Below are 12,675 nucleotides of genomic sequence, written 5' to 3' on the forward strand. Positions count from 1 at the left end.
CCCTTTCTTAATGCAGGTAGCCGGACTGGCGCATGGTGCGGGTCACGGATGCCTGTGCCGCGGCAAGCGCCTGTTCCACCGTCATCTGGCCCGACAGGGTCGCGGCAACGCTCTGGCCAACCTGCGTGCCGATGGCCTGGAACGGCGCAATGCCGACAAACTGCGCACCGCCATAGGGGCGTGGCTGCTTTGTCTGGCCGTTGGGATCGGCCGTGTCGATGGCGGTATGGACAAAGGCCGCGAACGGCGCCGCCTTCTGGTAATCGGGGCTGGCATAGGTGGAGATACGGGTCCCCGCAGGCACGGCCACCCAGCCTGCATGCCGGGCCACAAGCTGGACATAGGCCCTGGAGGTTGCCCATTCGATGAAGATGCGGGCATCATCCGCATGTCTGGACGATGCGGGAATGGCAAGGTTCCAACTCCACAGCCATGTCGGTCCCTTGCCATACGGCCCGATGGGGGCGGCGGCAAAACCGACCCTGTCCGCCACATGCGACTGCTTGGGGTCAAACAGCAGGCCGCCCGCGACGGTTGAATCAACCCATATGCCGCAATGGCCGCTGGCAAACAGGGCCAGGTTCTCATTAAAGCCGTTGGATGTCGCACCGGGTGGCCCGTCGGCCTTCATGGCCGATACATACCACGTCAGCGCCGCATTCCATTCCGGGGTATCGAGCATCGGCTTCCACCCATCGCCAAACCACTGGCCGCCAAACGTATTTACCAGCGCGGTGACATAGGCCATGTTCTCCCCCCAGCCCGGCTTGCCGCGCAGGCACAGCCCGTAGGTCTGGCTGTCCCTGTCCGTAATCCTGTCGGCAAAGGTGCGGATCTGGTCATAGGTGGGGTGTTGCGGCATGGTCAGCCCGGCCTTCCGAAACAGGTCGGTCCGGTAATAGGTCATGACACTTTCCGCATAGAACGGCAGGGCGTACAGCTTTGCGTCCACACTCAGCCCGGCGCGCACGGAGGGCACGATATCATCCATGTCGTAATCCGCACCGGGCCTGAGTTGGGCCAGCCATCCCTGTCTTGCCCAGATCGGCACTTCGTAATTGCCAATGGTCAGGACATCGAACTGTCCCGCATGGGTGGCGATATCCGTCGTGACCCGCTGGCGCAGGACATTTTCCTCCAGCGTGACCCAGTTCAGGTGAATATCGGGATGGGCTTTTTCGAATTCACCTGACAACTGTTTCATGATGATCATGTCACCGTTATTGACCGTGGCGATGGTCAGTGTGCCGGCCGCCTGCGCGCGCCCGGCCAGCAGCATGCCGAGCACGGTCATGCCGGCCAGAATCCTGGAAGTCACCATTGCAATACCCTTTATTGATTGGTTCCGTTTTTTTTCGGTATTTGGTCTGGAGGTCCGGTTCTTGGGTTTTTCTGTAAAGCGCCACGGGAACCGTCCGGTTCCCGTGGTGCCTGTCTTATTTGTTCATGATCTGCCGGTAGCGGATCTGGTCGGCATACATCCGGGTAAAGACGCGGAATTTCCTGGCATGGAAGGGGGCGCTTCCGGCACAGGGCCGAATTTCCGCCCGTATGCGTGCCATGCCGGCCATGGCCGCCCGGATGGAGGGATAGGCCCCCGCAGCAACCGCCCCCAGTATGGCACTGCCCAGCAAAACGGAATCCGGTTCTTCTGGCAGCAGGATGCGGCAGCCGGTGGCATTGGCGTGTTCACGCACGAAAACGGGGTTTTTCGTGCCCCCGCCCGTGGCGATGACCGTATCGATCGCATAGCCCTGTCCGTTCAGCACGCGCACTATGTCGCGCGTGCCATAGGCCAGGGCCTGTATCGTTGCCAGATACAGGATGGCCAGATCCTGCGCCGTGGCACCCAGGCCCAGCCCGCTGATCATGCCGCGCAGGGTCGGGTCGGCATGGGGGGAACGGTTGCCATGGAAATCGGGCATGACATGCAGGGATTCCGTCAGGGTGCCGGCGGGCCGGTCGCCTTCGGCGGTGGCCAGCAGGTCGTTCAGGACCTGATAGATCGTCCTGCCTTCCTTTTCGGCCTGCTGGCGCAGGGCCGGGGTGGCGGGATGGGTGGCGATGATGAAGTCGATCAGGCTGCCGGTGGCCGACTGCCCGGCTTCATTCAGCCACATGCCGGGCAGCATGGCATCCCGGTATGGTCCCCACACACCGGGCACGAAGCGGGGCAGGGGGGAGACCGCCATGTGGCAGCTTGAAGTGCCGCCAATCAGGGCCAGGCGCCGGTTGAAATCGGGCGGCGTGTCATCGGGGGTTGCCCCCATGACACCTATGCCGCCGGCATGTGCGTCAATGGCTGAAACCGCCACGGGGGTACCCACCGGCAGCCCCAGTTCCATGGCTGCCCGCATGTCCAGCCCGTTCCCGACCTGATCGCCCAGTGCCCTGATGTCCGTGCCGATGCGGCGGTAACCCTCATCGGCCAGCATGCCGAGGCCAATGGCCCGGAAATAGGTGTCATCCCAGCGGTCTTCGTGGGCAAGGTAGGTCCATTTGCACACGGTTGAGCAGCGTGAGCGTGAAGTGGCTCCGGTTGCGCGCCAGGTCAGGTAATCCGGCAGGTCAAGGAAAAGGGCGGCGCGATCGAACACATCGGGCAGGTGGCGCCGGAGCCACAGCAGCTTTGGTGTTTCCATCTCGGGCGAAATCACGCCGCCCACGTAACGCAGCACATCGTGGTGACCTGCGTTGATCGCGGCAGCCTCCGTCATGGCGCGGTGATCCATCCACAGGATCACGTCCTGATCCGGTGCGCCGTCCGCATCAATGGAAAGTGGCTGGCCATCGGGCCCTACCACCACCAGCGAACAGGTCGCATCAAACCCGATGCCCCGCACAGCCAGCGTCTCCCCCGCCGTGTCCCGCGCCATGGGCAGGGCGATGGCGACGCTCTGGCACACCGCACGCCAGATATCAGCGGAAGACTGCTGCATGTGGTCGGTGCGTGGCCGCCACGTCCGGGTTGGCGTCGTGCCCGCGCCCAGCTTGCGGCCATCCAGTGTGAAAACGCCCGCCCGCGCGCTGCCGGTTCCCACATCAATGCCTATGACGACGTCCATCTGCCTGGTCCACTCCCTTGTATCGCTGTGCCGGACCCTTTCTGGCCATGGAAATCCTGCCCCCGTGACAGTGGCGGGGAAGGGGGACTCATTCTCCTATGATGATTGTCTCTTCCGCGATCTTGCCCTGCAAGGCCTGTCGCGCGCGAAGCTGTGCGGGCAGGAACGGGTAGATCAGGTATTCATAGGCGGTCGCCCCCAGCAGGCCGCCAATCAGTGGCCCGGCAACCGGTACCCACCAGTAGTGACCCGCCGCGGGAAGGGCGGCCTCATGCCAGCCCGCAACATAGGCGAACAGCCGTGGCCCCAGGTCGCGGGCCGGGTTGATGGCCCAGGCTTCCAGATACCCCATGGAGGCGCCAATGGCCGCGACCAGGAAGCCGATGATCAGCGCACCGAAATTGGCGCCGGGCGCCATTTCGTTATACTGTTCGGTAATGGCGAAAATGCCGAATACCAGTATGGCGGTCAGGATGATTTCATCACTGAAGGCATGCCATAGGGTTATGCCCGGCGCGGGGGCGGTAAAGAACACGCCCGCTCCGCCGCCACTCATGCGGGCAAGCTGGTGCATGTCATTGAAGTGATCGATGACGGGGTAATACAGCGCATAGACCAGTGCCGCACCCAGAAAGCCGCCTACGATCTGTGCGAACCAGTAAGGAATTACCTTTTTCCATGGAAAGGCGCGATAGGTGGCCAGTGCCAGCGTGACCGCCGGGTTGGCATGCGTGCCCGAAACCGATCCGGTGGCGTAGATGGCAACGGTCACCCCCAGCCCCCATACGATGCACACGCCCCAGTAGGCATGCAGGTACGGGCTGGGATCATAGAGAAGGTACATCGCCGCCACCGAATCACCGAAGGCGATGATGATGAAAACGGCAAGCGCTTCGGAAATAAGTTCGCCCAGGAATACCCGATTCATTGGCCTGTTTCCTTACATATGGGTTGGGGCCGGGTTCATTCGGCCCAGTCAAAGGATTTCTGTACGGCCTTCTTCCACCACGCCAGGTAACGCGCGCGCTGTTCCGGCGGCATGGTGGGCTGCCAGGTGCGGTCCACTTCCCAGTTGGCGCGCAGGTCATCAATGTTTTTCCAGTACCCCACCGCCAGGCCGGCAGCGTAGGCCGCGCCCAGCGCGGTGGTTTCCACCACCTTTGGCCGGACAACCGGCACGTTCAGGATATCGGCCTGGAACTGCATGAGCAGTTCGTTCGCCACCATGCCGCCATCGGTTTTCAGGCTGCGCAGTACGATGCCGCTGTCTTCCTCCATGGCGGCCACGACATCGCGCACCTGATAGGCCGTGGCCTCCAGTGTCGCGCGGGCAAAATGCGCGCGTGTGACGTAGCGGGTCAGTCCGACAATGACGCCCCGGGCATTCTCCTTCCAGTATGGGGCGTACAGGCCGGAAAACGCCGGCACGATATAGACGCCGCCGTTATCCGCCACGCTGCGCGCCAGCGGTTCGATCTGTGTCGCCAGATCAAACAGCTTCAGGTTGTCGCGCAGCCACTGCACCAGCGCGCCTGTAATGGCGATGGAGCCTTCCAGCGCGTAACGGGGTTCTTCCGTGCCAAACTGGTAGGCCACCGTTGTCAGCAGCCCCGCCTTTGACTGGACCGGGTCGGTGCCGGTATTCATCAGCAGGAATGATCCGGTGCCGTAGGTATTCTTGGCCTCGCCGGGTGAAAAACAGGTCTGCCCGACCAGGGCCGCCTGCTGGTCGCCCAGAATGCCGGCCAGTTTCGTGCCCTGCAGGCTGGGGATCGTGATCGTGCCATATACCTGCGAGGAGGGCACGATACGGGGCAGGCAGGCGGCGGGAATGGAAAAGGCCGCGAGCATATCCTCATCCCACGCGCAGGTTTTCAGGTTCATGAGCTGGGTGCGTGAGGCATTGGTCACATCGGTGATGTGGATGCCGCCCCTGGTCCCCCCCGTCAGGTTCCATGAAAGCCAGCTGTCCACCGTGCCGAACAGCGCCTGTCCGCTCTCGGCCTTCTGGCGCGCGCCTTCCACGTTATCGAGCAGCCAGCGTAGCTTGAGGCCCGCAAAATAGCTTGCCAGCGGCAGGCCGGTAATGGCGCGGAAGCGGTCCTGCCCCCCATCGCGGCCATATTCGCTGACCAGCTGGTCCACGCGCGTGTCCTGCCATACGATGGCATTGTGGAGCGGCAGGCCCGTTGTCCTGTCCCACAGCACGGCGGTTTCACGCTGGTTGGTAATCCCGACCGATACCAGGCTGGCGGCACCCAGATTGGCGCGCGCCATGGCGGCGCCAATCATTTCATTGGTGTTTTCAAGAATTTCGATGGGATCATGTTCAACCCAGCCGGGGCGGGGATAGATCTGGCGGTGCTCCTTCTGGGCAACGGAAACGATTGTTCCCTTCCGGTCGAATATCATGAACCGGGAACTGGTCGTGCCCTGGTCTATCGCGCCAACGTAGTCCGTCATGCTGCATTCCTTTTTTGTTTTTATGTTCTGTCCATGATTTTTCGTGACCCGGTCGTGTCGTTGCCCGCGGGTGGCAGCCCCCGCATGGAATCGTGGCCTGCGCATCTGCCCTGTCGCGGTCCATGGCGTTCGCCTAGGGGCGGATGGTCAGAGATTTGTGGTGAACTGGAACCCGATCACCGCCGCGTCATGGAAGGTCGTGGTGGCACCCGGGCGCTGGAGATACTGGAAATCGGGCTGGAAGGCCGTGCCACGGGCCACATGGATGCTGTAGAAGGCTTCCCACACGTTCTCATGGCTCTGTATGCCGTAAACGGCGCCCCACTGGTTGGACAGGTAGGGCAGGCCAAGCGCCAGCGAGGATTCCTGCTGCAGGGTGACGGTATGGCCCATTTCCATATACTGGAACATGGCCCCGACCTGATCCAGCGGGCGGCCCCAGGGGGTGCCGCTCTGCAGCAGGCCGATCCATTCATGATCGCGCATGGCCACCTGACTGCCCTGGGTGTAGTCAGCGCCACCAATCACGATCAGGCCGTTGGCCAGGCCATCCCCGCTGCGGTGGATCATCTGGTTGAACAGGAACCATGCCGCATTCATGCCGGATTCATAGCGGCGTGGCAGTCCGGTCGCCTGGAAGGAATTGCCGTTTATGTCGGCATACAGGTTGGGATAGCGCGAATTGTCATACCAGTACCCGATCTTGTAGTGCCCCAGCAGATGATGGCGGCCAAAGGAAGGGCTCCAGCCGATCTCGACCTGCGAGGAAAGCTTGCCCAGTCCGTCCTGGCCCAGCGCCCAGCCCGATATGCCGCCATTATAGGCATGGGGGCTGACGGCAAAGATGCCGCCCATGATGTAGGTCCGCAGCGTGGGGCGCACCCGCAGCACCGCCCCCAGGTTGCCCGATGGCCAGTCACGACCGCCCGGCACGTATTTGGAAGGTGCCGGGTTGCCGCATACCGATACGTTCATGAACGAACAGGCCAGATAGTCCTGATTGAAGAAACTGCCCGTGGGTATGACACCGACCGAAAGGATGATCCGGTCACGCAGGAACCCCTTGTCGGCATACATGTCCACCAGATGGGCGACCACATTGCCGCGTGCGCCATATATTTCTTCAGGATTGGTGATCGAGTCCCCTATGGCATTGGACAGGCTGCTGCCATGTCCGTTTACAACCAGCATATGGGTCCAGAAAGACGGAACCCCCGCCAGGCGCTGCCAGTCGATGTCCAGCGCGCCCGCAACCTGTCCGGCCGCCACGTTGGCGCGCTGCCTGCCGCCGGTAACGTTGCCCATATATTCCTCATTGACCGTGACGTTGAGGAAAATGCCCCGGTTCGTCAGCCATGGCTGAATGCCGCCCCAGTCCCCGAACAGATGGGGGGAGGCGGTCAGCATTGGCACAAGGGGGCCGATCGCCACCTGCCCCATTTCGGTCATGGGAAAGGCGGCCGGGTCATAATGGGTTGTGAAGGCGGTCTTGGCTGTTTCTGTCTGGGCCAATACTTCGGACGTGAGCGTGCAACCGATGAACAGCATGCCCACCGCAACAGCCAGAAGCCTGATGCGGACGGGGATGAAGTTCCATTTTATTGCAGACTTGTTCTCGTTATTGGCGCATGTCTTGATGACACACATTGTCTGCTCTCCCTTCCCGGGCGTACTGGCGCCTCGGGTTCGGCTATCAGGAACAGAGTGTGTATCGGCCCACGGGGAAGAAAGATTTTATTCATGAATAACACAATTTTGTGATATTTTTCTTTAATTTTTATTTGAACAGAATGGCTTTCGTAAGAAAACTACATCAGTCTCCGGTAATGGAGAGGATCAATCACAATCCACGCTCCATATGCCCCGCTACGATCATGGTTCGGTGGATGTGTCCGGGATTCTCCTGCCGGCCGTCCCGGTCAGCGCACAGGACCATGTGGTCATGGCCTGTGAACCGGAACACCATGAAAAAACACGGGCACGGGATATAACCCCGCGGCCTGCCATGTCGCCCCTGCTGGTGCCCGGCGGGTACGATGCCCGCATGATCCGGATCGTGTTCCATGCGGGCCGTGTTCCGGGCATCATCCATTCAAGGAGGCAGGGAGCCGCCACACGGCAGCGGCTGCCCCCTGATGCAGGCGGACGGGACCCGGCTGATCCGGGAAACGGAGCAGGGACCAGCGGAAGGTTTCCAACGCCGCCTTCTTCCTGCGCAAAGGCGGCATTACCTTAGGCCCGCGTCACGCCCCGGCCGCGCGCTGGAACCGGATGATGCTGCGTGACAGGCGCCCTTCGGCCCAGTTGGGCATCTTGCGCCATGGGGTCAGGACATTGGCGTGCCCGTCCTTTATCACAACGGTCCGGCGCTGTTCCGTCCCGACCCATTCAGGTGCCCATGCGGTCTGGACATTCGTGATCCACTGGTTGCCTTCCACCCGGTAGCGGCCGATATAGGCTACCAGCGTCTTCATGAGCCGGGCCCGTTCCGCATCATTTTTTGCCGGATGGCGGTGGCTGCCCTCAAGGTTGAAGGCCACCCAGCCATCGGCCGTGAACACGACGCGGCCCCGTGGCGCAGGCCCCATGGCCGGGATGAAGGCGCCGCTTTCCTTCTCTTCCACCCTGTAGGACACGAGTTCCCATGTCCCGACAAGTTTCTGCCGCAGTTCTTCGCCTTCAAGCATGGTTTCGGGCTGCTGCATGGTGTCCTGAACGGGCATCTTTTTATGTCTCCATCGCTGATGCTTGGCACCGGTGCACGCGCAGTGTCGGTGTCTGTCGGCGGTAACATGCCTTTTACCTGGACAGGCCGGTAGTGATCTGTAAGGAAAAATAATATTGCGAAAAACGCAAGAAAGGCAGGCGGGAGGCGACGGAATTGTCTTATGATGAAATTGGAGACCTGCGTTTTTTCAGTGCGTTGGTGGATGCAGGCAGCCTGACGGCCGCCGCGCGGGGACTGGGCACGTCCCCTGCCGCCGTATCGCGGCGGCTGGCGCGCATAGAAGCCAGGCTGGGCAGCACGCTGGTCATCCGCAATACACGCCATTTCGGGCTGAGTGAGACGGGGCGTCTCTATTACGAACGTGGCCTGGCGATCGTGGCCGAGATTGATTACCTGGAGGAGGAAATCTCCTCTTCCACCCGTGCGCCAAGGGGCACGCTGGGCATAGGTGCGCCGGTGGAACTGGGGCGTCGCCAGATAGCCCCTTTCATCGAGGCTTTCAGTGCCCGTCACCCGAAGCTGAACATCAATCTCGCCCTGGCATCAGAAGGGGTCTATGATTTCAGTGACTCGCTTGATGTCGTGCTCCGGTTGGGCCTGCCTGATACGCCCGGTGCCGTGGTGACCCGCCTGGCTTCGACCATGCGGGTATTGTGTGCCTCTCCCGACTATATCCGGCGCCGTTCATTGCCCGCGCATCCGCGTGAGCTGGTCCGGCATGACTGTTTGTGCCTGCGTCGCAACAAGACCATGGCCCTGCTCAACCGCTGGGCCATCGGGAATGACACGGAAACGGAAGTGGTGACGGTCGAGCCACGCCTTTCCGCCACCAATGCGGAAATCATTCATGACTGGGCGCTGTCGGGGCAGGGGATTGCCTATAAACTGCTCTGTGATGTGTACCAGGACCTGGAAGAGGGGAAACTCGTACGCATCTTTCCAGACCTGCAGGGTGAAAAGATCGACCTGTACGCCGTTCTGCCAGGTCGCCAGCATACACGGGCCAGTGTCCGGGCCTTCGTGAATGAACTCCGGCCCTATATCCGCACCGCAGGCTTCATGGATCAGGGATAACCCTGCCTTCCGGTGCCATCGGGGCCGGAAAACTGTCTCGGATATGAGACAGTCTGGCCGAAACGGGACAAACCTTTGTGATGGCATTCGGGTAAGGCATGGCCCTTTTCGGGCTCTTCATGCTGAACAGGGGCATGGGCTGGACGCGATAGGGAACCGTTACCTTCACATATCGTGCTGCCACAGGAGAACGATGAAAGATACGCGGCATGCAGGAAACGAGTGGAGAGATATTATCGCTCCTGACATCTTTGTTATGGCCTGTAACGGGAACGGGCCGGTTTGCGCAGGGCGGGTCCACGCCTGAAATCCGGCACGAAACCGTAATACCCCCAACCGCATGGCGGCATGGCGCTGCCATGCCTGCCTGCCCGATGGCCGTGCGGCCTGCCCCATGCGGGACGTTCCGGTGGGTGCTGGCCGGCGCTGTCCGCCCCGCGGATGGCAGCGGAAAGGGGCGCCAGGCCGGCATGATGCATGATATGCCGCGATTTCAGACACATGGCAGCCGGCCGTCAGTCACGGGCCGGTACCATTGCGGTGGCAATATTGTGACCGGCAGCGGCGTTGTGTCCGGCCGCGCAAGGGCCGATGATCATCGGCGTCCTTTCAATCGTAATGACGGCAAGGTCATGCGGAGCCGCCACGCCCCCGTGGATGGTCAGGCACCAGTCATGCCCCGGTCATCCGGATGCCCGATGGTACGCATCATGGTGCCATGGCCCAATAAACAACAATAACCGTGCAGGACTCCGGCCCCCGCCGGATGCCGCAGCTTTACATGGAAATTTCTCCCATGCGTCTGACAGAAAGATCGGTATGGCTGCATGCCGTGCTGTGTCTCACCATTCCGCCCGCAGTGCTTTTCCTTGCGTCCGGGGCCAGGGCATCGGATGTGACCCTAGGGATAATCGGCCCCCATGAATATGACCTGCCGGTTGATTTCAAGCCATTCAACGTGCTGGTCCAATACGGTGATGGCAACGCCGCGGGGCATTCCTATAATAGTCTGGGCGCGCGCAAGCCGACGGGCGGCAGCCATACCTGGTCAGGCATGACGAAATATGTGCACTTCCGCAGTTTTGAAGCCATTCCCCATGTCGGCTTTGCCTTCGAACTGATCCAGAGCGAGAGCTACAGCCTGGCGGATGGCACGAATTATGGTGGGCTTGGCCCGACCATTGTCGGGCCAGCGGCATGGTTCAAGCCCAACAAACACAGTACTTTCGGCATCCAGACCTTCATGCAGACGGCAGTTGGCACGCGGGATGCGACATCACCCAATTACTGGTCCAACATTTCCAGTTTCATTTTTGACTATGAATGGAAGCATTTCAGCTTCGATGGCGATGCCGGGACCGTGGCGGGGGCTGCCAAACATGTGAAGGGGGGACACACCTATTCCCCCGGCGTGGTGTTCTATACCAACCTGCGTTTCAGCTGGAAGGCGACCCGTCTGTTCGAACCGTTTTTTGCACTGGACTGGCAGAATGTAAAAGGCACGTACGACCGGACAGCCGGGCAGTATCTGGATGATTCCAACAGCCGCGAGATAACCCTGGGGGCGGGTGCGATGTTCAATATTTCACAGCATCTTTCCTTCACGACACGATATTCGCATTCTGTTGATGGGCGAAACGTGCCGGAAAGTAATGCATATTACGTGAAATTCGTCTATCTGTGGTAAAATGAAAAGTAGAGTGCCGGATAACGGTTTTCAAATATTGCCAGATCATTACATGAAGCCGTTTCGGGAAATCTTCAGGGCCTCCTCAGGTGCATGACGGAAGGCAGGATTACGGTGCAGGGGGATACACAGGGATGAATACGCTTTGCAGTCGGCCCATGCCCCGCCCCGGGCCGGCTTTACAGGGAACGGTCACGACCGAGATCATCAAGTCCTGGCAGCGCTGCCTGTCCTCCTATAATCTTGATCCGTCACAGCGGTGGAAGGCGGAGGTCCTGTCCGGGGCGGAACTGCGTCATGTCAGCCACCGCTCCGCCGCGCTGCTGGGGACCGCCATGCCGGAAATGCGGCGGCTGTTCAGACTGGTGCAGGGGCTGGATCTCATGGTGTTGCTGGCCGATCCCGACGCGACCATCCTGGCACGTAACATAGATGATGCGCATCTGCCCCTGTGCACCAGGCTTGCCCTGCGGGAAGGGGCGATATGGGATGAACGGATTGCCGGAACAAACGGGATCGGCACGGCTGTGCAGGACTGCTGCGCCATCTTTCTGGGCGAGGGCGAGCACTGGCGTTTCTGTTTCTCGCTGCTGGCCAGCTATGCGGTACCGGTTTTCAATGCGGTGGGGCAGGTGGCGGGGGTGATCAACCTTGCCGCCTTCAACGGTCCCGCAACAGCCGGCGTTGCGCCGCTTGTGCTGGATACATTGCAGCAGTCCGGTCGCCGGATCGAGGAACAGCTGTTCCGTGATTACCATATGGGCGAAAGAATACTGAGCCTTGGCCCGGCAGAAGGCTGTTCCGCATCGCTGGTCGCCATCAACCGCGATGGTGAGGTGACCGGTGCGACCCGTGGGGCCCGCATGCTGACAGGCTGGACGGATGACATGATCCGCACGCATCCCAACCTGCTGGGCACGCTGGCGGTGGAGGACCGGATCAGCTTTCGCAGGGCAGAGGAAAATGTCATCCGCTCCGCCCTTGCGCTGGCGCATGGCAATGTAGCCGCGACGGCCCGTAACCTTGGCATCGGGCGTGCGACATTATACCGCAAGATGAAGATGCTGGGCCTGCGCTGATCCGGGCGCACGGGGCGTGCGGCATGGACACCCCGGCCCGGTGAACGGGCGCCACGCATGGCAGGCTCTCCTTACCCGCACTGGTTTTTAACCGCCCGTATTTATAATGGCCTTTCTGACCGCAGGTTAGGATGCCACAGATGAAATTGACCTTTCTTACGTCAGGTATGATGCTTGCCTTTGCGGCATATTCATCATTCTCGATCAGCGATGCCTATTCAAAGCTTCTGGCCGGGCAACTGGACCCGTTCGAGGTGGCGTTCTCCGGCGGGGTATTCGGTTTCCTGATCATTCCGTTCATCCGCCTGCCCAGTGAATCCTACCTTGATATTTTCTCTCCCAGGCATCCGGGCATGTGGCTGGTCCGGGCCGTGGCAACCTTTGCCGCCACGGCCGCCAGTGTGGAGGCCTTCATGCTTCTGCCCATGCCTGAAGCGCTGTCGCTCATAGAGGTGGTCCCGTCCGTTCGGACAGTTTTGCGGGCTTGATAAGCTATACCCGGTTGTTGTTATGCCGCCCTTCTGACGGCGTTGCTGTTGGCCATCTGGTCCGGGGTTAACCCCGGACCAGATGGCGTCG

The 12,675-nt window shown here is 60.9% G+C and carries 9 protein-coding genes and 1 pseudogene; 4 read left to right on the forward strand and 6 right to left on the reverse strand.

What is annotated here, in order from left to right; translation table 11 throughout:
- Positions 1–7: 7 nt before the first annotated feature.
- The 6 genes from CFR78_RS12455 to CFR78_RS12485 form a co-directional block, all read right to left on the reverse strand.
- Positions 8–1,294, reverse strand: coding sequence for an ABC transporter substrate-binding protein (locus CFR78_RS12455; protein ID WP_258366111.1), 1,287 nt, complete (start codon positions 1,292–1,294; stop codon positions 8–10).
- Positions 1,295–1,436: 142 nt separating this feature from the next.
- Positions 1,437–3,065: an FGGY-family carbohydrate kinase gene (locus CFR78_RS12460; RefSeq protein WP_110581206.1), complete on the reverse strand. Its 1,629-nt coding sequence runs from the start codon at positions 3,063–3,065 to the stop codon at positions 1,437–1,439.
- 88 nt (positions 3,066–3,153) lie between these two features.
- The gene (locus tag CFR78_RS12465; protein ID WP_110581207.1) at positions 3,154–3,993 is read right to left on the reverse strand and encodes an MIP/aquaporin family protein; all 840 of its coding nucleotides are present in this window, start codon (positions 3,991–3,993) and stop codon (positions 3,154–3,156) included.
- Positions 3,994–4,028: 35 nt separating this feature from the next.
- Entirely contained in the window at positions 4,029–5,528 is a 1,500-nt protein-coding gene (gene glpK, locus CFR78_RS12470; RefSeq protein WP_039998799.1) for a glycerol kinase GlpK, read from the reverse strand.
- Positions 5,529–5,675: 147 nt separating this feature from the next.
- Positions 5,676–7,175, reverse strand: coding sequence for a carbohydrate porin (locus CFR78_RS12475; RefSeq protein ID WP_007398015.1), 1,500 nt, complete (start codon positions 7,173–7,175; stop codon positions 5,676–5,678).
- A 596-nt stretch (positions 7,176–7,771) separates the two neighbouring features.
- Positions 7,772–8,251, reverse strand: coding sequence for a lipocalin-like domain-containing protein (locus tag CFR78_RS12485; protein WP_034932232.1), 480 nt, complete (start codon positions 8,249–8,251; stop codon positions 7,772–7,774).
- A 158-nt stretch (positions 8,252–8,409) separates the two neighbouring features.
- On the opposite strand from CFR78_RS12485, the gene CFR78_RS12490 reads away from it, so the two are divergent.
- The 4 genes and pseudogenes from CFR78_RS12490 to CFR78_RS12510 all read left to right on the forward strand — a co-directional run.
- Entirely contained in the window at positions 8,410–9,330 is a 921-nt protein-coding gene (locus tag CFR78_RS12490) for a LysR family transcriptional regulator (protein WP_007398020.1), read from the forward strand.
- Between the two features lie 796 nt (positions 9,331–10,126).
- Positions 10,127–11,017, forward strand: coding sequence for a transporter (locus CFR78_RS12500; RefSeq protein WP_034932244.1), 891 nt, complete (start codon positions 10,127–10,129; stop codon positions 11,015–11,017).
- A gap of 158 nt (positions 11,018–11,175) precedes the next feature.
- Complete coding sequence (locus tag CFR78_RS12505) at positions 11,176–12,096, forward strand: helix-turn-helix domain-containing protein (protein WP_223846657.1); 921 nt, start codon at positions 11,176–11,178, stop codon at positions 12,094–12,096.
- A 140-nt stretch (positions 12,097–12,236) separates the two neighbouring features.
- Positions 12,237–12,575: pseudogene (locus tag CFR78_RS12510) on the forward strand (EamA/RhaT family transporter); the annotation flags it as partial.
- Between the last annotated feature and the right edge of the window lie 100 nt (positions 12,576–12,675).

This window comes from Komagataeibacter rhaeticus (assembly GCF_003207855.1).
Lineage (GTDB): Bacteria > Pseudomonadota > Alphaproteobacteria > Acetobacterales > Acetobacteraceae > Komagataeibacter > Komagataeibacter rhaeticus.